The sequence below is a fragment of the Jannaschia seohaensis genome (assembly GCF_900116765.1).
In the GTDB taxonomy this organism is placed as follows: Bacteria; Pseudomonadota; Alphaproteobacteria; order Rhodobacterales; family Rhodobacteraceae; genus Jannaschia; species Jannaschia seohaensis.
Window position 1 is genome coordinate 21,464 of sequence record NZ_UETC01000021.1, and the last position, 19,676, is coordinate 41,139.

The 19,676-nt window shown below is 69.0% G+C and carries 21 protein-coding genes, 1 tRNA gene, 1 pseudogene and 2 riboswitches; of the genes and pseudogenes, 15 read left to right on the forward strand and 8 right to left on the reverse strand.

Annotated features, from left to right (window positions below; all coding sequences use genetic code 11):
* Nucleotide 1: 1 nt before the first annotated feature.
* Nucleotides 2-364 (reverse strand): GNAT family N-acetyltransferase, encoded by a 363-nt coding sequence (locus DTQ71_RS21840; protein ID WP_109566410.1) that lies wholly within the window; start codon nt 362-364, stop codon nt 2-4.
* A gap of 6 nt (nt 365-370) precedes the next feature.
* Entirely contained in the window at nt 371-547 is a 177-nt protein-coding gene (locus tag DTQ71_RS23720; RefSeq protein WP_170125540.1) for a hypothetical protein, read from the reverse strand.
* Between the two features lie 154 nt (nt 548-701).
* Between DTQ71_RS23720 and DTQ71_RS25010 the strand changes: the two are divergent.
* From DTQ71_RS25010 to DTQ71_RS21855, 3 genes and pseudogenes are all read left to right on the forward strand, one after another.
* Nucleotides 702-896 (forward strand): annotated as a pseudogene (locus tag DTQ71_RS25010) (LysR family transcriptional regulator); the annotation flags it as partial.
* A gap of 1 nt (nt 897) precedes the next feature.
* Complete coding sequence (locus DTQ71_RS25015) at nt 898-1,692, forward strand: LysR substrate-binding domain-containing protein (RefSeq protein ID WP_109566433.1); 795 nt, start codon at nt 898-900, stop codon at nt 1,690-1,692.
* Nucleotides 1,617-1,847, forward strand: coding sequence for a tautomerase family protein (locus DTQ71_RS21855; protein WP_109566412.1), 231 nt, complete (start codon nt 1,617-1,619; stop codon nt 1,845-1,847). The genes DTQ71_RS25015 and DTQ71_RS21855 overlap by 76 nt, the downstream gene beginning before the upstream one ends.
* On the opposite strand, the gene DTQ71_RS21860 is transcribed toward DTQ71_RS21855, so the two are convergent.
* Entirely contained in the window at nt 1,840-3,093 is a 1,254-nt protein-coding gene (locus DTQ71_RS21860; protein ID WP_109566413.1) for a DNA polymerase IV, read from the reverse strand. The two genes, DTQ71_RS21855 and DTQ71_RS21860, sit on opposite strands and share 8 nt — an antisense overlap.
* A gap of 222 nt (nt 3,094-3,315) precedes the next feature.
* Here DTQ71_RS21860 and DTQ71_RS21865 point away from each other — a divergent pair, with 222 nt between their 5' ends.
* The 4 genes from DTQ71_RS21865 (at nt 3,316) to DTQ71_RS21880 (ending at nt 5,139) form a co-directional block, all read left to right on the forward strand.
* On the forward strand, nt 3,316-4,209 hold the full coding sequence (locus DTQ71_RS21865) for an SPFH domain-containing protein (protein ID WP_109566414.1): 894 nt from the start codon (nt 3,316-3,318) through the stop codon (nt 4,207-4,209).
* Complete coding sequence (locus DTQ71_RS21870) at nt 4,206-4,493, forward strand: hypothetical protein (RefSeq protein WP_109566415.1); 288 nt, start codon at nt 4,206-4,208, stop codon at nt 4,491-4,493. The genes DTQ71_RS21865 and DTQ71_RS21870 overlap by 4 nt, the downstream gene beginning before the upstream one ends.
* Before the next feature lie 68 nt (nt 4,494-4,561).
* A complete protein-coding gene (locus DTQ71_RS21875) occupies nt 4,562-4,843 on the forward strand; it encodes a hypothetical protein (RefSeq protein WP_109566416.1) in 282 nt (93 codons plus the stop codon).
* A gap of 80 nt (nt 4,844-4,923) precedes the next feature.
* The gene (locus DTQ71_RS21880; protein ID WP_109566417.1) at nt 4,924-5,139 is read left to right on the forward strand and encodes a hypothetical protein; all 216 of its coding nucleotides are present in this window, start codon (nt 4,924-4,926) and stop codon (nt 5,137-5,139) included.
* 24 nt (nt 5,140-5,163) lie between these two features.
* Here DTQ71_RS21880 and DTQ71_RS21885 read toward each other — a convergent pair whose 3' ends face one another.
* The gene (locus DTQ71_RS21885) at nt 5,164-6,081 is read right to left on the reverse strand and encodes a LysR family transcriptional regulator (RefSeq protein WP_109566434.1); all 918 of its coding nucleotides are present in this window, start codon (nt 6,079-6,081) and stop codon (nt 5,164-5,166) included.
* Nucleotides 6,082-6,177: 96 nt separating this feature from the next.
* Between DTQ71_RS21885 and metF the strand changes: the two genes are divergently transcribed.
* Genes metF through DTQ71_RS21900 form a run of 3 tightly spaced genes read left to right on the forward strand, consistent with a single transcriptional unit; the run spans nt 6,178 to nt 7,955 of the window.
* On the forward strand, nt 6,178-7,041 hold the full coding sequence (gene metF / locus DTQ71_RS21890) for a methylenetetrahydrofolate reductase [NAD(P)H] (RefSeq protein ID WP_109566418.1): 864 nt from the start codon (nt 6,178-6,180) through the stop codon (nt 7,039-7,041).
* A 48-nt stretch (nt 7,042-7,089) separates the two neighbouring features.
* The gene (locus DTQ71_RS21895) at nt 7,090-7,563 is read left to right on the forward strand and encodes a PaaI family thioesterase (RefSeq protein ID WP_109566419.1); all 474 of its coding nucleotides are present in this window, start codon (nt 7,090-7,092) and stop codon (nt 7,561-7,563) included.
* Entirely contained in the window at nt 7,560-7,955 is a 396-nt protein-coding gene (locus tag DTQ71_RS21900; RefSeq protein ID WP_109566420.1) for a PaaI family thioesterase, read from the forward strand. Before DTQ71_RS21895 ends, DTQ71_RS21900 begins: the two co-directional genes overlap by 4 nt.
* A 27-nt stretch (nt 7,956-7,982) precedes the next feature.
* Here DTQ71_RS21900 and DTQ71_RS21905 read toward each other — a convergent pair whose 3' ends face one another.
* The gene (locus DTQ71_RS21905) at nt 7,983-8,699 is read right to left on the reverse strand and encodes a DsbA family protein (RefSeq protein ID WP_109566421.1); all 717 of its coding nucleotides are present in this window, start codon (nt 8,697-8,699) and stop codon (nt 7,983-7,985) included.
* A 174-nt stretch (nt 8,700-8,873) separates the two neighbouring features.
* Between DTQ71_RS21905 and DTQ71_RS21910 the strand changes: the two genes are divergently transcribed.
* Complete coding sequence (locus DTQ71_RS21910; RefSeq protein ID WP_109566422.1) at nt 8,874-10,880, forward strand: protein-disulfide reductase DsbD family protein; 2,007 nt, start codon at nt 8,874-8,876, stop codon at nt 10,878-10,880.
* A 19-nt stretch (nt 10,881-10,899) separates the two neighbouring features.
* Here the strand turns inward: DTQ71_RS21910 and DTQ71_RS21915 are convergent, their stop codons facing one another.
* The gene (locus tag DTQ71_RS21915; RefSeq protein WP_109566423.1) at nt 10,900-11,424 is read right to left on the reverse strand and encodes a gamma-glutamylcyclotransferase family protein; all 525 of its coding nucleotides are present in this window, start codon (nt 11,422-11,424) and stop codon (nt 10,900-10,902) included.
* A gap of 61 nt (nt 11,425-11,485) precedes the next feature.
* A riboswitch (glycine riboswitch) is annotated at nt 11,486-11,557 on the forward strand.
* A 4-nt stretch (nt 11,558-11,561) separates the two neighbouring features.
* A riboswitch (glycine riboswitch) is annotated at nt 11,562-11,640 on the forward strand.
* Nucleotides 11,641-11,674: 34 nt separating this feature from the next.
* On the opposite strand from DTQ71_RS21915, the gene gcvT reads away from it, so the two are divergent.
* The 3 genes from gcvT (at nt 11,675) to gcvP (ending at nt 16,094) form a co-directional block, all read left to right on the forward strand.
* The gene (gcvT, locus tag DTQ71_RS21920) at nt 11,675-12,796 is read left to right on the forward strand and encodes a glycine cleavage system aminomethyltransferase GcvT (RefSeq protein ID WP_109566424.1); all 1,122 of its coding nucleotides are present in this window, start codon (nt 11,675-11,677) and stop codon (nt 12,794-12,796) included.
* A 22-nt stretch (nt 12,797-12,818) separates the two neighbouring features.
* A complete protein-coding gene (gcvH, locus tag DTQ71_RS21925; protein ID WP_109566425.1) occupies nt 12,819-13,175 on the forward strand; it encodes a glycine cleavage system protein GcvH in 357 nt (118 codons plus the stop codon).
* Nucleotides 13,176-13,265: 90 nt separating this feature from the next.
* On the forward strand, nt 13,266-16,094 hold the full coding sequence (gcvP, locus tag DTQ71_RS21930) for an aminomethyl-transferring glycine dehydrogenase (protein WP_109566426.1): 2,829 nt from the start codon (nt 13,266-13,268) through the stop codon (nt 16,092-16,094).
* A 69-nt stretch (nt 16,095-16,163) separates the two neighbouring features.
* Here gcvP and DTQ71_RS21935 read toward each other — a convergent pair whose 3' ends face one another.
* Nucleotides 16,164-17,420, reverse strand: coding sequence for a DUF2254 domain-containing protein (locus tag DTQ71_RS21935; RefSeq protein WP_109566427.1), 1,257 nt, complete (start codon nt 17,418-17,420; stop codon nt 16,164-16,166).
* A gap of 75 nt (nt 17,421-17,495) precedes the next feature.
* Nucleotides 17,496-18,854: an ABC transporter substrate-binding protein gene (locus DTQ71_RS21940; RefSeq protein ID WP_109566428.1), complete on the reverse strand. Its 1,359-nt coding sequence runs from the start codon at nt 18,852-18,854 to the stop codon at nt 17,496-17,498.
* 157 nt (nt 18,855-19,011) lie between these two features.
* On the opposite strand from DTQ71_RS21940, the gene DTQ71_RS21945 reads away from it, so the two are divergent.
* Nucleotides 19,012-19,087, forward strand: a tRNA-Ala gene (locus DTQ71_RS21945).
* Nucleotides 19,088-19,676: the final 589 nt, after the last annotated feature.

Sequence of the window (19,676 nt, forward strand, 5' to 3'; positions counted from 1 at the left end):
GTCAGAGGTCGTATCGGAAATGGGTCATGTGCTCGGCGAGATCGGGGTTGATCCCGATCGAGGCGGAGCCGTGGAACGGCGGCACCACGCGGAAGCCCAGTGACCGATACAGCACGGGCATTTCGGGATTGCCGGTAAAGGTGTCCGCGACGACGCTCCGCAGCCCGATCTCGCGCGCCGCTTGCATGCGCGCCTCGACCAGCCGGCGGCCGAGACCGGTGCCCCGCGCCTCGGGCCGCACGTAGAGATGTTTCATCTCGCCGAGTCCGTCGGCCAGGGTCCGCAGCGTGCCGGTCCCGACCAGCGCTCCGTCTTCGGTCCAGGCGAGGTAGAACCGGCCATGGGGCGGGAGGGCGGAGAGCAGCTTTTCCTAGAAAGAGGCGATATGCATCTTATGATCGAAGGGGAAGCCGCCCATGGACAGGAACCGGTCATGTATCATCTGCCCGTATTCCAAGAGGATGCCGTTGGCCGCCTCGAAGGGGATGTCGACCCGGCTGGCATAGCTGCGCAGCTCGACGCGACCGGGGGCGCGGGGCGTGCTCATGGGGGCGAGATGTCTTGTTTTGCCGCTCTGGGCGGCGGTCTGTAGCACTTGGGGCGTAGCTGTGCTCCTGAGCTGCGGGATGACAGGAGACTAGAATTTCCGCGCCGGGCCGCTTCGCCAGGAATGATGACGACACGATAGCTGAGGTATCGTCTTGCTTGACTGGCGCGCGCTTCCCTCGCTGACGGCGCTCCGGGCCTTCGACGCGAGGGCGCGCCATGGCAGCTTCGCGGAGGCCGCCCGGGCGCTGAACGTCACCCATGCGGCCGTGGCGCAGCAGGTGCGCGCGCTGGAGACGGAGTTGGGCCACCGGCTCGCGACCCGGCAGGGCCGGCAGGTTCAGCTGACCGATGCCGGTCGGCAGCTCGCCTTGGCGCTGGCCGACGGGTTCGGGACCATCGCGGACGCGGTCGGCGGCTTGCGGGACCGGGCGCGGAGCCGCGCGCTGCGGGTCACGACGACGCCCTTTCTCACCGAGCGGGTCATCATGCCCCATCTCGCGTCTTTCCGGCGCCGAGATTTCGATCCATCCGGACCGATCCTTCGTGGATGTGGTGGGCGAGGGATTCGATCTGGCGATCCGGGCGGGACAGCCCGGGACGCTGACCACGCCGCCCGGAACGGACCGATGCCTCGTCGCGCCGGTGGGTTTGATCGGGATCGTCTCGCCCTCGCTGCTGAACGGCGCGGCGCCGGACCCGCACGCGCTGCCCTGGCTCTGGCATGACGGGATGGAGACCAAGATCCAGTTGATGCGCGATTGCGGATTGCAGACCGACCGGCTGGAGCAGCGCTGCATCGGCAGCGCCAACCTCCTGCTGGAGGCGGTGCGTCAGGGGCTGGGCGCGACGATCTTCAAAGCGGCCATCGCGCGGGAGGAGATCGCCTCGGGGGGAATCGTCGAAGTGCCTTTGCCGGTCGCCGCGCGGGTCGACTATGTGGCGTTCCTGCCCAAGGGGCCGCATCATGGCGGCTCGTGCCATGTCCAGCCGATCCGGAGCGCAGGCCGCGGGACGGGGTCGAGGGAAGCTGTGGTATCGTCCGACCGATCATCAGCAAGGGGGGCTTCATGCCGTCAATCGAAATCCAGGTACTCGAGGGGGTCTTCTCGGACGAGGAAAAGGCCGAGATCATCCGCCGCGTGACCGAGGCGTTTGGCTCGGTCGCCGGGAAATCCATTCGGGACGGCACATCGGTCCGCGTGTTCGAGGCGCGCAGCGGGTCCTGGGGATGGGGTGGCAACGTCCTGACGACGCAGGACGCGCTTGCCATGCGGGCGCGGGACGTGGACGCTACCTGAGCGCCCGGCCCTTCACGATCGCCTCCGTCCCGAACCGGGCGCGGATGGCGTCGGTGGCCCGCTCCGCCGCGGCGCGTTTCGCGGCGCTGGGGTCGAGTAAGTCCCCCGCCCGGTCCGCCTGCGCCTCCGGCACGAGGTCCGAGATGCCGCAGCCGATCAGCCGGGTCTGGCCCAGCCGGTCGAGTCCGTCCAAGAGCCCCCGCGCCTCGCGGTAGATGCGGTCGGCGATCTGGGTCGGCTCGGGCAGGGCGTGGCGGCGGGTGACGATCTGGAAATCGGCGCGCTTGAGCTTCAGCGTCACCACGCGGCCCGCCACCCCCTTGGCCTTGGCGCGGGCCGAGACCTGCTCGGCCAGGCGCCAGAGATGGCCGTCGAGCACGTCGAGATCCTGGGTGTTCTCCGAGAAGGTCGTCTCCTTCGAGATCGACTTGACCGGCCGGTTGGCCGAGACGCGGCGCCGATCCTCGCCCCGCGCCAGGTGCCACAGCCGGTCGCCCATCGCGCCGAAGCGGCGGCCCAGATCGCGCCGGTCCCAGCGGCGCAGGTCGCGGATGGTGTGGATGCCCGCGCGACGGAGCGACTCCTGCCCGACGGCGCCCACGCCCCAGATGATCCCCACCGGCTTGTCCGCCAGGAAGCTCTCCGTCTCCCCGCGCCCGATCACCGAGAACCCCTGGGGCTTGTCCAGATCCGAGGCGATCTTGGCCAGAAACTTGTTATGCGACAGGCCGATGGAGCCGGTGATCCCCAGCTCCGATTTCATCCGTTTCACCAGCCGCGCCAGCATGACGGCGGGCGGCGCGCCGTGCAGCCGCTCCGTGCCGGTCAGATCGAGAAACGCCTCGTCCAGCGAGAGCGGTTCGATGGCGGGCGTCAGCTCCTCCATCATGGCGCGGACCTGGCGCGAGACCTCGGCATAGAGGTCCATCCGGCCCTTGAGCACGACCGCCTCGGGGCAGAGTTCCAGCGCCTTGAACATCGGCATGGCCGAGCGCACGCCCTTGATGCGCGCGATATAGCAGCAGGTCGTCACCACGCCGCGCCGCCCGCCGCCGACGATGACCGGGACATCGGCCAGGTCCGGCCGCTCCCGCTTTTCGACCGAGGCATAGAAGGCGTCGCAATCCATATGGGCGATGGAGAGTTCCGTCAGTTCAGGGTGGGCCACGACCCGCGGGCTGCCGCAGGCGGGGCAGCGGCGGCCGGTCTCGAAGACCGTCAGACAGGTGCGGCAAAGGGCGGACATGGGAGCCGCAGGATAGACCGGCGGGCGGCTCAGGGGAACGGCGCAGCGGACCCGTGGTGACCGAATCGGCAAGCATGCCGCGCGCTGGGCTTACGTTGATCCATGCCCTTGTGGCGCCGGACGTCAGCCGCGAAGACGACACGCTTATTCGGCAACATGTGCTAGACTGCCCCGGTTTCCGAGCCATTCGGCAGGACCGGGACGTGGCGATGGGGCATTGAAATGGACCTTCAGCAAGAAATTTTGAGCTTTCTCGGGGCGAATGCGGTGCTGATCGCTGTCGCTCTGTTCGTGATCCTCTGCGTGCTGCTGGGCGTGCGGATCGTGCCGCAATCCGAGAAGTTCGTGGTGGAGCGGTTCGGCCGGCTCCGCTCGGTCCTCGGGCCGGGGATCAACCTGATCGTGCCGTTCCTCGACCGGGTGGCCCATAAGGTCTCGATCCTGGAGCGGCAGTTGCCCAATGCCAGCCAGGACGCGATCACCCGCGACAATGTTCTGGTGCAGGTCGAGACGAGCGTCTTCTATCGGATCCTTTCGCCCGAACGGACCGTTTACCGCATCCGCGACGTGGATGGCGCCATCGCCACCACCGTGGCCGGGATCGTGCGCGCCGAGATCGGGATGATGGAGTTGGACGAGGTGCAGTCCAACCGCTCGCAGCTGATCGCCAAGATCAAGGCGCAGGTCGAGGATGCGGTCGACGATTGGGGGATCGAGGTCACCCGGGCCGAGATCCTGGACGTAAACCTCGACAAGCAGACCCGCGATGCGATGCTGCAGCAGCTCAACGCGGAGCGGGCACGGCGCGCGCAGGTGATGGAGGCCGAGGGGAAGAAGCGCGCCGTGGAACTGGCCGCCGACGCGGAACTCTATGCCGCCGAGCAGACCGCCAAGGCGCGCCGAATCCAGGCCGATGCCGAAGCCTATGCGACCCAGGTCGTGGCCCAGGCGATTGCCGAGAACGGGCTGGAGGCGGCGCAATATCAGGTCGCGCTCAAGCAGGTGGAGGCGCTGACCGCCTTGGGTGGGGGCGAGGGGAACCGGACGATGATCGTCCCGGCTTCGGCGATGGATGCGTTCGGACAGGCGTTCGAGATGCTGAAGGGGCGCAAATGACCGCCTGGTGGGTCTGGGCCCTGGCCGCCGTGGCGCTGGGCGTGGTCGAGGTGCTGGCGCCCAGCTACTTGGCGCTGGGCTTCGCCATCGGGGCGGGGCTGATCGCGCTGGGCCTGTTGACGGGGGTGCTGGGCGCGCTGTTGGGGCTTGCTGGGGGCTATGGATCGGGCGTGATCCTGCTTCTCTTCGCGGCGCTGTCGCTGGGGGCCTGGCTGACCCTGCGCCGCGTGTTTGGCGCGCCAGGCGGGCAGGTTCGGACCTTCGAGGATGACGTGAACGATTGACGCAGGCCGGACCCGGGACGGGGCGTTTCCGTTGTGCCGGCAAACGTTATCCCGAAACGGAGGCCGCCATGGCCGATATCGAACATGACCGGACCGCGTCTGCCAAAGGCTCTACCCGCCGCGTTGCCCTGATCGCCGCTTGCGTCGTCGCCATCGGGTTGATCGCCGCCTCTCTCATCGGCGGCGTCACCGAGCCCGAGCCGACCCTGCTGGGCGTCGCCGAGGGGACCGATGCGAGCCCCGTGATCGTGACCGACCCGGCGACCGGCGCGGAGGCGCCGCTGAGCGGCGACGCGCAAGGGGCGACGCGGGTGGAGTTGGGCTCCACGCCGGAGACCACCATAGACTGACGCGCCGCCCCCTGCCTGAGAGCCAATGACCGGCGCGCCTAGAGCCGGGCGCGCCGCCCCTGAAAATGTGGAGAAGCACCATGGTTTCCGAACCCAAGGACGCCCCTGTCCCTGACCGCTCCAAGCGCAATTACTATATCGGCGTCGCCACCGCCCTGGTGATCGGCGGGCTGCTGGCCGTCTTCGTGCTGCCGAACGCCTTGATGCTGACCGATGAGGGTCCGGCGGTGGACGACGGCTTCCAGATCACGCTGCCCGGCGATGACGGGCTGGAGCGGGTCGAGATCGGCGGATGACGCCCTTGGCCTGACCGCGCGCGGTCAGGCCTCCGCCCGGGCGCGCTGGAGCTTCAGCGGCTCGGTGCGCATCAGGCGCAGGACATGGGCCATGTAGGGCTTCGCGCTATCCTCGGACCGCACCGCCGCATAGAGCCGCCGGGTCAGCCCGCCCTCGGTCAGCGGCCGGGTCACGTAGTCGGAATTGTAGCGCACCTCCCGCACGACCCAGTCCGGCAGCACCGCGACCCCCCGGTTGGAGGCGACGAGCAGCAGGATCACCGCCGTCAGTTCGACCTGCCGTATCGCCGCCGGCTCCACCCCCGCAGGCGTCAGCAGTTGCGAAAAGACGTCCAGGCGCGCGCGGTCGACGGGATAGGTGATGAGGGTCTGGCCGATGAAATCCTCGGCCTCGATGAACGGTTTTGCCGCCAGCGGATGCGCGGAGGAGGCGAGGAAGACCGGCTCATAGTCGAAAAGAGGCGCGAACTCGATCCCGGGCAGGTCTTCGGGGTCCGAGGACACGACGAGATCCACCTCTTCCTTTTGCAGCGCGGGCAGGGCCTGGAATTGCAGCCCGGGGCGGATGTCCACATCGACCTCGGGCCAGGCGCGGCGGAACTGCTCCAGCACGGGAAAGAGCCATTCGAAACAGGCATGGCATTCGATGGCGATGTGCAGCCGCCCCGTGCGCCCGGACTTGAGCCCCGCGAAATCCGCCTCCACCGCCTCGACCTGAGGCAGGACCTGTTCGGCCAGACGCAGCAGCCGCTGCCCCGCGGGCGAGAGCTTCATCGGTTTGGAGCGGCGCACGAACAGGTCCACCCCGATCTGCGCCTCCAGGTTCTTCACCTGATGGCTGAGCGCCGATTGGGTGATGTTCAGCCGCTCCGCCGCTCGCGCGAGGCCGCCGCATTCGACGATGGCCTTGATCGTGCGAAGATGCCGGAACTCGATGTTCAGCCTCATGTCGGCCTCATGTCGATGTTGAACAATATGAGGCTGTCTCACGGAAGCGCCGTGAGGCACAAGAGGGCACGCAGTCAGGAGCCGCCCAAAATGCCTACGCCTACCGTCAGCTTCGAGTTCTTTCCGCCGAAATCGCTGCAAGCGTCGTTCCGGTTGTGGGAGTGCGTGCGGACCCTGGCGCCGCTCGGGCCGGACTGGGTTTCGGTCACCTATGGCGCGGGCGGCACCACACGGGATCTGACGCGCGAAGCGGTCGCGACGCTGGGTCAGGAATTCAACCTCCGCGTGGCGGGGCACCTCACTTGCGTCGATGCCACCCGGGCCGAGACGATGGAAACGGCGCGCGGGTTCCGCAAGGCGGGCGTCGAGGACATCGTCGCGCTGCGCGGCGACCCGCCCAAGGGCGCCGACCGGTTCGAGCCGCATCCCGAGGGCTTCTCCGATTCGGTGGAGCTGATCGGGGCGCTGGCCGCCGACGGGTTCCGCGTCCGTGTCGGCTGCTATCCGGATGTCCATCCCGAGGCTGCCTCGGCCGAGGCCGATATCGCCTGGCTCAAGCGCAAGATCGATGCCGGCGCGTCCGAGGCGATCACCCAGTTCTTCTTCGACGCGGAGACGTTCCTGCGTTTCCGCGACCGCTGTGCGGCGGCGGGCATCGACGCGCCGATCGTGCCCGGCCTCTTGCCCATCGAGAACTGGGAGAAGGCGTCCCGCTTCGCCCGGGCCTGCGGCGCCGTGATCCCCGACGACCTCGCGCAGGCCTTCGAGGTGGCGACCCGCGACGATCGCGCTGACCTGCTGGCCGTGGCCCAGGCCTCTGAGCTGGCCGACCGGCTGGTGGGCGAGGGCGTGGAGCATCTCCATTTCTACACGCTCAACAAGCCCGAGCTGACCCGCGACGTCTGCCTCGCGCTGGGCCTCGCCGCGCGCCCCGCGCTGAGCCGGGTGGCCTGACCGCGCGCCCGGCGCTACCGTCGCCGCGAAATCGGTGTCGGAGGCCTCATGTTCGCACAATCACCCGAGGAGCTGGTCCCGCGCGACCGGCTCCTCTCGCTTTCGGGGCTGGAGTTCCTCCAGGGCATTCGCGACGGAGAGCTGCCGCAGCCTCCGATCGCGCGCACGCTGAACTATCGCCTCGTCGAGGTGGAGGAAGGGCGCGCCGTCTTCCGTGGCGCGCCGCGCTTCGAGCATCTGAACCCGATCGGGTCGGTGCATGGCGGCTGGTACGGGACGCTGCTCGACAGCGCGATGGCCTGCGCGGTGCAAACGATGTTGCCGTGCGGGGCGACCTATACGACGCTGGAATACAAGGTGAACATCACCCGCGCGATCCCGACGGGCATGGAGATTCTCTGCGAGGGCCGGGTGCAGCATGCCGGGCGCAGCACCGGCATCTCTCACGGGGAAATCCGGGGGACCGAGGATGGCAAGCTCTATGCGACCGGCTCCACCACCTGCCTGGTGATCCGGGCATGAGCGTCGAAGCGCGCATCCGCGCGAGCTTCGAGCGCCAGGGTCTGATGGCGACGCTGGGCGCGCGGCTGGTGCATGTCGCGCCGGGCGCCGTGCGCATCGAGGCGGAGGTCACCGAGGCGACGGCCCAGCAGCATGGCTATGGTCATGCGGGGCTGACCTTTTCCCTGGCCGACTCGGCGGCTGGCTATGCCGCGCTGACGCAGATGGAGGAGGGGCGCGAGGTCGTCACGGCGGAGTTCCGCATCTCTCTCCTGGCGCCCGCCAAGGGGCTGCTGGTCGCCGAGGGGCGTATCGTTCGGCCCGGGCGGCGGCTGGTCGCGGTGGCCGCCGATGTCCATGGCGCGGACGGGGTGCATGTCGCGACCGCGCTTGGCACGATGGTCCCGGTCTAGGGCGCGCGCGCCGCGCGCCCCGCCCGGTCACTCTTCCCGCGCGGTCTCGACCAGTTCGACCAGCTGATCGGCGTCGATCAGCCCGGGCGCCAGCGCGTCGCCGATGACGAAGCTCGGCGTGCCCGAGAAGCCCAGCGATTGGGCCAGCGCGAACGTGGTCTCGATATGCGTCTGGACCTCGGGCGCTTCCATGTCGGCGCGGAGCTTGTCGAGATCGAGCCCGATCTCTTCGGCGATCTGCATCACGACGGGCTCGTCCACCCGGCTACGCGCGGCCATCAGCGCCTCGTGGAATTCGCCATACATCCCCTGCTCCCGCGAGGCGAGCGCGGCGCGGGCGGCGAAAACCGAGCCCTCGCCCAGGATCGGCCATTCGCGGTAGACGACGCGCACATTGTCGTCCCGCTCCAGCAGCACCGCGACCTGCTCGGCGGCGCGGCGGCAATAGGGGCAGTTGTAGTCGAAGAACTCAACCACGGTGACGTCGCCGTCGGGATTGCCCAGGACCGGCGCGTTCTCGTCGCGCTCCAGCAGGGCGCGGCCCTCGTCCAGCGTCGTGCGGGCGGAGGCCTGGGCCTCTGCCTGCTCGCGTTGTTGCAGGATGCCGACGGCCTCCATCACGATCTCGGGGTTTTCCAGGATCGCCTGGAGCGCGAGCTGCTTGATCTCCTCTTCGGTGAAGTTCTGTGCGGCGGCGGGCAGGGCGAGCAGGGTCGAGAGAGCGAGGGCGGCGAGGCGGGTCATGAACAGGGCTCCGAGGGTCGCGGGGTCCGGCGCAGGCAAACACTGGCGGGCCGCCGGGTGCAAGACGGGGCGATCACATCCGCGTCAGGACGGGTTGCGTCGCGGGGTCACAGTTGTGTCACCGGGGCGCGTCCGGTCTTTTCCACCGGGGGCAGTCTGCCCTAGCTGGGGGCTATGATCCGTGTGCTGCTCCTTCTTCTGACGTTTCTTGCCCATCCGCTGCTCGCCGCGACCTCGGCGACGGTCGAGACACGGACGCTGACCGCGCGTGTCATCACGGCCTCGGAGGGCGTTGGCGACGGGGTGTCCACGCTCCAGGCCGGGCTCTCGTTGGAGATGGCGCCGGGCTGGAAGACCTATTGGCGCTCCCCGGGGGAGGTCGGTCTGCCGCCCGAACTGAGCTGGGAGGGCAGCGAGAACGTCGCCGACGTCGCGCTGGCCTATCCGGCGCCGACCCGCTTCACCGCCTTCGAGATCGAGAATTTCGGCTATGGCGGCGAGGTCGTCTTTCCTCTGACCGTGACCCTGGCCGAGCCGGGGGCCGCGGCGCATCTGGCGCTGCGCGCCGATCTTTTGGTCTGCGCGGAGCTCTGCATCCCCGAGACGGTGGAGTTTGAGCTCTCGTTGCCCGCCGGCGGTGGCGTGGATGCCGAGAACGCGGGCGTTCTGGCCGAGTGGGTCGCTCGCGTGCCGGTCGGCGGGGCAGAGGCGGGAATCGCGCTGGAGGCCGCGCATCTGGACGACACGGCCCTGACGGTGCGGCTGCGCTCCGACAGACCGTTCCTCGACCCAGATGTCTTCCCGGAGCACCGCCCCTATGGCGCTTTCGGCAAGCCCGACATTCGTTTGGGCGAGGGCGGCCGGGTGCTCTGGGCCGCGCTGCCGGTGCTCGGCCCCGGGGAGGGCGCGCTGGACCTGACGGTGGTGGATGGCGCGCGGGCGGCGACGCTCGCCGCGCCGCTGGACGCGGTGGCGCCGGCGCCGCCGGGGCAGGGCGCGGGGCTCTTCTGGATGCTGGGGCTCGCCTTCCTGGGCGGACTGATCCTGAACGTCATGCCCTGCGTCCTGCCGGTTCTTTCGATCAAGCTCGCCTCCGCGCTTCAGGCGCAGGACCGGGCGCCCGCGCAGGTGCGCGCCGGGTTCCTGGCCTCGGCGGCGGGCATCGTGAGCTTTTTCGCGCTGCTGGCGGGGGCGTTGATCGGCCTCCAGACCGTCGGCGTGGCGGTGGGCTGGGGCGTGCAGTTCCAGAGCCCCGTGTTTCTTGCCGCCATGACGCTTCTGATGACGATCTTCGCGGCGAATCTGCTGGGGTTCTTTCAGATCGGCCTGCCGGGATTCGCGATGACGGGCATGGCCCGCCGGGCCGGACGCGAGGGCCTGTCGGGGGACTTCGCCACCGGCGCCTTCGCGGCGGTGATGGCGACGCCCTGCTCGGCGCCCTTCGTGGGCACGGCCGTGACCTATGCGCTGACCGCCGATCCGCTGCGGGCGTTGGGTATCTTCCTGGCGATGGGGCTCGGCCTCGCGGCGCCCTTCCTGCTGGTGGCGGGGCGGCCCACGCTGGTGCGGCGCCTGCCACGGCCGGGCCGCTGGATGAAGACGCTGCGCCTCGTGCTCGGTGCGATGCTGGGGGCGGCGGCGCTCTGGTTGCTGACGGTGTTGGCGGGCTCGGCGGGGCCGAACGTGGCGCTGGCGGTGGGCGCGGCCGCGCTCGCGACCTTCGGCGCGCTGGCCTTGCGGCGGCAGGCGGGGCTGGTGTCTCTGGGTGGGCTCGGTCTGGCCGCTTTGCTGGCCATCGCCATGCCCGCATCGGAGCCGGGCCGGGACGCGGCGACAGGGCTGTGGCAAGCCTTCGACCGGGAGCGCATCGCGACAGAGGTCGCGGCGGGCAATGTCGTGGTCGTGGATGTCACGGCGGATTGGTGCCTGACCTGCAAGGTCAACAAGCGCCTCGTGCTGGACGCGGAGCCGATCTACAGTCGGCTGATGGCGCCTGGGATGACGGCCTTGCGCGCGGACTGGACCCGGGCGGACGAGGACATCGCGGAGTTCCTGCGCGAGAACGGCCGCTTCGGCATTCCTTTCAACGCCGTCTACGGTCCGGGCGCGCCGCAAGGCATTCCGCTGCCCGAGATCCTGACGGCCGGCGCGGTCTCGGAGGCGCTGGACGCGGCCCGCTGACACGGAGAGACCCTGGCGGTCAGAGGCGCGTCGCGCCGATCTCGCGCAATTTGCGATCCACCAGCGCCGTTTCCTCGGCGGTCAGGCCTTGTGCCCTGGGATAGACCGGCGCGGCGCGGTCGTCCCGGATCGGCGCGTCCCAGCCCTGGGTCGTCGCGAAGAAGCGGTCGACCCCGTCCTGGCCGAACAGCTGCAGATAGCCCTGCACCACCGTGTCGAGATAGCTCAGCAGCACCGGATGGGCGCGGCTCGCGGGGGCGTGGTGTCCTTCGGGGATGTGGTAGATCGACGGTCCCTCGGGTAGCACGAGGCGGAGATAGGCCGCCTCGCGCAGGTCGAGCGCATCCCAGTCGCCGCCGGGCACCTGCGCCACGACCCCGTCGAGTTCCGCCCCGTCCTGCGGCACCGCCGTCAGGAACGCGACCTCCCGAAGGGCGGTGTGCCGCCAGGCCCGCGCCCAGCCCCGCACCTTGACCGGCCGGGCGCCCGGGTAGTCATGGGTGGCCAAGTTGACGAGCGATCCGTATCCGAAGAATTCTCCCATGCGCGATGCGATACCCTCTTGCGAAGGCAGGGTCGAGTTTCGTATCGGAAACCCGCGCGACCCGGGAGACGCCGCCGCAAGGCGGGGCCGAAGGAGCAACCGCCCCGGTAAACTCTCAGGCACCCAGGACCGGCCGCGCGAAAAACTCTGGAGAGACCCCCCACCGGGGGCGCCGAAGGGATAGCGATCTCAGGCGAACGGGACAGAGGGGGCATCGACCGGCGGCTCAGGCCGCCCTTGGAGGTGCCGCATGACGACTGAGCCGACCGATCCGATCAAGCTGCCGCTCGATGCGCTGCATGCCGAGCTTGGGGGCAAGATGGTGCCCTTCGCGGGTCATTCGATGCCCGTTCAATACGCGATGGGGGTGATGGGCGAGCACCTTCATACCCGCGAGAAGGCGGGGCTCTTCGACGTCTCGCATATGGGCCAGATGGTGATTCGCGGCGAGGGCCGGGCCGAGGCGCTGGAGCGGCTGCTCCCCATCGACGTGGTCGGGCTGAAGGAGGGGCGGCAGCGATATGGCCTCCTGATGCTGCCCGATGGCGGCGTGGCCGACGATCTGATGGTCGCCAACCGGGGCGATCACCTGCTGATGGTGGTGAACGGGGCGATGAAGTGCCTCGATCTGGAGATCGTGCAGGCGGGCATGCCGGACCATGACGTGACCCTGCTGGAGGACCGCGCGCTGCTGGCTCTGCAGGGGCCTTCGGCCGAGGCGGTGCTGGCCGGGCTGGTGCCCGAGGCGGCCGAGATGCGGTTCATGGATGTCCGGACGCTGGACTGGGACGGGACGGAGCTCTGGGTCAGCCGCTCGGGCTATACCGGCGAGGACGGCTATGAGATCAGCGTTCCGGTGGCGCGGGCGGAGGCGTTCGCGCGGGCGCTGCTGGCGCATGAGGACGCGGCGCCCATTGGGCTGGGGGCGCGCGATTCGCTCCGGCTGGAGGCGGGGATGCCGCTTTACGGCCAGGACCTGACGGCCGAGACCACGCCGGTGGAGGCGGGCTTGGGCTGGGCGATCCAGAAGGTGCGGCGCACCGGCGGCGCGCGGGAGGGCGGCTTTCCCGGCGCCGACCGCGTTCTGGCCGAACTGGCGGAGGGGGCGACCCGCAAGCGGGTCGGTCTGCGCCCGCAGGGTCGGGCGCCGATGCGCACAGGTGTCGCGCTATATGCTGACGAAACGGGCGGCGATCCGGTGGGCGAAGTCACATCCGGGGGCTTCGGCCCCTCGGTTGGCGCGCCCGTCGCGATGGGCTACGTGCCCGCCGATTGCGCCGTGGGCACGGTGCTCTACGGTGACGTCCGGGGAAAGCGGCTCCCGGTGACGGTCGCCGACCTTCCCTTCCATACGCCGCGCTACAAGCGGTGAGAGACCGACAGGAGGCCATGCCATGAAATACACCGAAGAGCACGAGTGGCTCGACAACAGCGACGGCGTCATCACCGTCGGCATCACCGAACACGCCGCGACGCAGCTGGGCGATATCGTGTTCATCGAATTGCCCGACGTCGGGCGCGAGGTGACCAAGGGCGAGGAGATCGTGGTGATCGAGTCGGTCAAGGCCGCCTCCGACATCACCTCGCCGCTCGACGGCGAGATCACCGAGGTGAACGAGGCGCTTGCCGACAACCCTGGCCTCGTGAACGAGGACGCCGAGGCGGCCTGGTTCTTCAAGATGACGACCACCACCCCCGAGGAGATGGACGACATGATGGACGAGGACGCCTACAAGGAATTCATCGAGTAGTTTCCGTAGGGTGGGCATCACCATGCCCACCGCCCCGCAGAGGTGGACATGCTGATGCCCACCCTACAGCCTCCAAGCCGGACCCGTTTCATGACCCTGACCGACTACGATACCTACGACTTCGCCAACCGCCGCCATATCGGCCCCTCCCCGCAGGAGATGGCCGAGATGTTGCAGGTCGTGGGCGCCGATAGCCTTGACGCGCTGATCGACGAGACGGTTCCGAAGTCGATCCGCCAGGCGGACCCGCTTCCCTGGCCGCAAATGACCGAGCACGCGATCCTGGGGCGGCTGCGGGAGCTGGCCGACAAGAACCGCGTCACGACTAGCATGATCGGCCAAGGCTACCACGACACGGTCACGCCCCCGGCGATCCAGCGCAACATCCTGGAGAACCCGGCTTGGTACACGGCCTACACGCCCTATCAGCCGGAGATCGCGCAGGGGCGGCTTGAGGCGCTCTTGAACTTCCAGACCATGATCTCTGACCTGACCGGCCTGCCGGTCGCCAACGCCTCGCTGCTCGACGAGGCCACCGCCTGTGCGGAGGCGATGGTGATGGCGCAGCGCGTCGCCAAGTCGAAGGCCACCGCCTTCTTCGTCGACGAGGGCTGCCACCCGCAGAACATCGCCGTCATGCGCACCCGGGCCGAGCCGCTGGGCATCGAGCTGATCGTCGGGAACCCGGACGACCTCGACCCCTCCGCCGTGTTCGGCGCGATCTTCCAGTATCCCGGCACCTACGGGCACCTGCGCGACTTCTCCGCGGAGATCGCCGCGCTGCATGAAAACAAGGCCCTGGGCATCGTCGCCTGCGACCTGCTCGCGCTCTGCCTGCTGAAGGAGCCCGGCGCGATGGGCGCCGATATCGCCGTGGGCAGCGCCCAGCGCTTCGGCGTGCCGCTGGGCAATGGCGGCCCGCATGCGGCCTTCTTCGCCTGTGCCGACGCGCATAAGCGGTCGATGCCGGGCCGGATCGTCGGCGTCTCGGTCGACAGCCATGGCAACAAGGCCTACCGGCTCAGCCTCCAGACCCGGGAGCAGCATATCCGCCGCGAGAAGGCGACCTCCAACGTCTGCACCGCCCAGGCGCTGCTGGCGGTGATGGCGAGTTTCTACGCCGTGTTCCACGGGCCGAAGGGGCTGCACCATATCGCCACCCATGTTCACGCCCATGCCGTCGCGCTGCGCGACGCGCTGACGGGGGCCGGGTTCGAGGTCGCCCCCGAGGCCGTGTTCGACACGCTCACCGTGACCGTGGGCGCGATGCAGGGGGTGATCTGGCGCTCGGCCCGGGCCGAGGGGATCACGCTGCGCAAGGTGGGCACCGACCGGATCGGGATCGCCTGCGATGAGGTGACGGATGCCGAGGTGCTGACCCGCCTGTTGCGCGCCTTCGGCGTCGAGGGACAGATCGCCGCGACCCGCACCGACATCCCGGACGCGCTGAAGCGCCGCTCCGACTATCTCACCCACCCGATCTTCCACATGAACCGGGCCGAGGCGGAGATGATGCGCTACATGCGCCGCCTCGCCGACCGCGACCTGGCGCTGGACCGGGCGATGATCCCGCTCGGCTCCTGCACGATGAAGCTGAACGCGGCGGTGGAGATGATGCCGGTCACCTTCCCGGAATTCGGCCGCATCCACCCCTTCGCACCTGCCGAGGATACCGTGGGCTACCGCGAGATGATCGACGAGCTTGCGGAGCGGCTCTGCGTCATCACCGGCTATGACGCCATGTCGATGCAGCCCAACTCGGGCGCGCAGGGCGAATATGCGGGCCTGCTGACCATCGCGGCCTATCACAAAGCCAATGGCCAGGACCGGCGCATCTGCCTTATCCCGACCAGCGCCCATGGCACCAACCCGGCCTCTGCCATGATGGCGGGGATGAAGGTGGTCGTGGTCAAGTCGGCCGAGAACGGCGATATCGACCTCGACGATTTCCGCGCCAAGGCCGAGGCGGCGGGCGACGACCTGGCCGCCTGCATGATCACCTATCCCTCCACCCATGGCGTCTTCGAGGACACGGTGCGCGAGGTCTGCGAGATCACCCACGCCCATGGCGGGCAGGTCTATCTCGACGGGGCGAACCTGAACGCGCTGGTGGGCCTGGCCAAGCCCGGGGAGATCGGGGCCGACGTCTCGCACCTGAACCTGCACAAGACCTTCTGCATCCCCCATGGCGGCGGCGGCCCTGGCATGGGCCCCATCGGCGTCCGGGCGCATCTTGCCCCCTACCTGCCGGGCCATCCGGCGCAGGGGACGAGCGGCCCCGTCTCCGCCGCGCCCTTCGGCTCCGCCTCGATCCTGCCGATCAGCTATGCCTATGTGATGATGATGGGCGGCGCGGGTCTGACGCAGGCGACCAAGGTGGCGATCCTGTCGGCCAACTACATCGCCGCGCGGCTGTCGGGCGCCTATGACGTGCTTTACAAAGGCCGCAACGGGCGGGTCGCGCATGAATGCATCGTCGATACGCGGCCGTTCAAGGACACGGCGGGCGTCACCGTGGACGACGTGGCCAAGCGCCTGATCGACAATGGCTTCCATGCGCCGACCATGTCCTGGCCGGTGGCCGGTACGCTGATGATCGAGCCCACCGAGTCCGAGCCCAAACCCGAACTCGACCGCTTCGTCGCGGCGATGCTGGCGATCCGGGCCGAGGTGGAGCAGATCGAGCAGGGCAAGATGGATGCGGAGAACAACCCGCTCAAGAACGCCCCGCACACGATGGAAGACCTGGTGCGGGATTGGGACCGGCCCTATTCGCGCGAAGAGGCCTGCTTCCCGCCGGGCGCCTTCCGCGTCGACAAGTATTGGCCGCCGGTCAACCGGGTCGACAACGTGGCCGGGGACCGTCACCTCGTCTGCACCTGTCCGCCGGTCGAGGATTATCTCGAAGCCGCGGAATAGGCCGAGACGGCTTGGCAGCGCGGGCTCTGCCGCGCCGCCTTTTCGAACGCGGGTGCCCGGCGGCGCGGCCTAGCGCGGCGCCGTTCGGGCGGGCGCGGCCTTGCGCACGCGGCGGCGGTCTTCGCTGATCTCCAGCGCCTTGTCGGACCGTTTCAGCGCGCGGGCCGAGAGCTTGCGCGCCGCCTCCGCCATCTCGCGGGAGGGATGCTTCGCCAAGACTGCCAGCGCCTCCTGCACGGCGAGTTGCACCTCGAGCAGATGGGCGCCGTCCCGGGCGATGTGGTCGAAAGCCTCGCGTATCAGCGCCGCCGCCTTCAGGGGCGGGACGTAAAGCCGGGGGAAGCGGGGGGGCTCCTCTGGTGTCGTCCGCCCGGGCCAGAGCGCCAGCAGCCGCAGCTGCCGCGCCACCACATCCGTCGCCGTGCGCGGATCGTTCAGCCCGGGGGAGAGCGCGCGCTGGGCGATCTCGGACATGACCTCGATCCCGAAGGCGGGATCCTGGGCGAAGCTGCGCCGGCTCTCCACCATGATCGTGCCCGCCATGGCGTTTTGCCGGCTGACCGAAAGCCGGTCCACCGCGACATGCATCAGCGGGCGTCCGGGCTGCATCCGCGCGCCGGGCACGCCCTCCAGATGGATCTCTGCCCCCGCCTCCTCGGCCAGGGCGGACAGGCGGGGCAGGTCGATATGGGTGACCCAGCCATGCTGCGCCGCTGGGATCGGGATTGCGTACTCGGGCACCTCTCCGGCCGGATGCCCGCCCAGCCAGGGCGCCTCCATGCGGTGCGTCATCGCTTCCCGGGCCGCCTCTTCGACCCGGTCGGTCGTCCGCTCGACCGAGCCCAGGTCACTGAGTTGCTGAACCCACCGCACCAGCGCGACCGTCACCAGGGCGATCACCAGGATCGTCACCCCATAGAGCACGACATAGTCGCGCCCATCGAACAGCCCCGCATTGATGACCGAGATCGCCACCAGGGCGTAGACGAAGGCCCCGATGAACGTCGCCAGCGCCGACTGCGTCCGCGTGTCGTCGCGCAACAGCCGGTGGGAGCGGGGCGTCACCTGGCTGGCCGCATAGTGATGGGCCGCCACCATGACCGAGAGCGAGAAGGTCGCCACCGCCAGCATCGATCCCGACAAGACCGAGAGCAGGTCCGAGACCGCGGCCTCGTCGATGCGGTCCCGCATCCCCGGGGGGAGCCAGGGGGAGACCAGCGGCGCGATGGTCGCCGCCATCAGCGCGAGCGCCGAGATCAGCGCGATCCGGACCCAGATCATGCGCGCGATCTCGCGCAGTTTGAACAGGCCGGTGGAGAGGAACATCGCGAGTGGCCTCGGGTAGGGCTCGACCAGCGAGCGGGGGCGCGGCGCCCCGGGCGAGGGACGCCGCGCCGGAGCTTAGCGGATCGAGTCCCAGCGGGTCTGGATCTTGGCGGCGACCTCCTCGGCGCTCTCGCCGGTGACGTAGTCGATCATGCCGGTCCAGAACGCCGCCGTCCCGATCTCGCCGGGCATCAGGTCGGAGCCGTCGAACCGGAAGGTCGTCGCCTCCGTCAGGATGCGGCCCAGCGAGCGCTGGAGGTCCGAGGTGTAGATCTCGGTATTGGCGTCCTTGTGCGGGGTCAGGAACTGACCCTGGGCCATCATGATCTCATGCGCGATCGGCGTGCCCAGGAAGTCGATGAAGGCGCGCGCCGCCGGCGTGTCCGTCGTCATCGTGATCAGCCCGCCCGAGCCCAGGACGGGACGGCCCAGATCCTCGCTCTCGAAGGCGGGGAAGTAGAAGAAATCCACGTCCACCCCCGGCTCCTGGCCCTCGGGGAAGAAGAACGGGATGAAGGACGCCTGACGGTGCATGTAGCAGCCTGGCGGGATGTCGAAGAGCGCGTCGGGGCTGTCGCGGAAATCGGTCGCCGCCACCCCCTGCACGCCGCCCGCGACAAAGGCGTCGTTGCGGGCGAAATGGCCGAACTCCTCGATGGCGCGGATGACGCGGGGGTCGTCGAAGGGCATCTCGTTGCGGACCCACTGGTCGTATTCCTCGGGGGTGACCGTGCGCAGCATCATGTCCTCGACCCAGTCGGTCGCGGGCCAGCCGGTCGCTGCGCCCGAGGCCAGGCCGATGCACCACGGCGTGCCGCCATCCTCGACGATCTGGTCGGTCAACGCCTTCAGCTCCTCCATGGTCTCGGGGATGTCGTAGCCCGCCTCGTCGAAGGCGGCCGGGACATACCAGACCAGCGATTTCACGTCGGTGCCGAAGAAGATGCCATAGATCTCCTCTTGCCCATCGGGGCCGGGGAAGGTGCCCAGATCCGCCCAACTGCTACCGGCGGCATAGGTCTCGGTCACGAAGTCGCGCAGCTCGGGTCCGAAGGGCTTGAGCGTTCCGCGCGCGGCCAGATCCCGCGCCAGCCCCGGCTGCGGGAAGTTCGCGATATCGGGCAGGCCGCCCGCCTGGGCGTTGATGACGATGTCCTGCTCAAAGCTCTCGGAGCCGGAATAGCTGACCTCGGCGCCGGTCGCCTCGGTGAAGTAAGCATAGAGCGCCTGCAACCGCTTGCCGTCCTCGCCAGTCGAGGCGCCGGTGACGCTGAGGCTCTGGCCGGTCAGGTCGGTCTCAGCGGCGAAGGTCTCGTAGCTGCCCCAGGAAAAGGCGCCTTCGCCGATGGGGAACAGAAGCTCCTGCGCGCTCGCGCCCTGGGCGGCAAGCAGGGCCAGCGCGCCCGCCCCCTGGCGGAGTGTCGATCGTTTCATTTTATCCTCCCGGTCTCGAGGCCGCGTCGCTCCTCCGACCCCGTTCGGGCAGGCTGTCACGTTCCATGCAACAGGTCAAAAGCGGTGTCTGACAGGACAGGTTCCTGTCGGGACATGCTTGACGGCGCCTCGGCGCCGGTGCATACGCCGCGCCGTTGGGGTCGTAGCTCAGTTGGTAGAGCGCGTCGTTCGCAATGACGAGGTCAGGGGTTCGATTCCCCTCGGCTCCACCAAATCTTCCTGTCGATTGTTCGTAAATGCCGGGACCGTAAGGTCGGGTTCGGGGTCTGAGCCTTTGCCAAAACCCCGGCGAGGGCGCGCCCGAAGGCCGGTTTGCGCGTGCTCCAGCGCAAACGATTCTGCCGGAGGCGCCTCGTTTCCAAGGCGACGAAGGATGCCGCAGGCGGGCCGGAGGATGTGTCCGGGCTTGCCAACGCCGCCGCCCCTCTCAGCCCGCGCCTTCTTTCATGTCGGGGCTGCGTCGTGACGCCCCGATTCTTTGCGTTCTTTCAAACGATAAGAGAGCTTTCCGCCTTGCAGGTGGCCCATCGGGTCCGCCCCCGCCTGGGCGGCCACTCCCCCGACCGGATTGGCCCAGCCTGGAGGTCATAGCGCGACCCGCCGCCGCTCTGGCGAAGCGGGGGCTTCCCTCTGAGCGGGGGGCTTGTCGGCGCGGCGGGCGCGGCAGCGCGGCCCGTCTCGATAGAAATCCCCCTCTTTGTTCACGTGGTTTTAATGGGGATTGGGTGAGGGTTGGTTGGATTGCAGAATCCAGTCGCGAGGAAGGCCGATGCCGAAGACCGTCCCTCTGCCGCGCCCTGA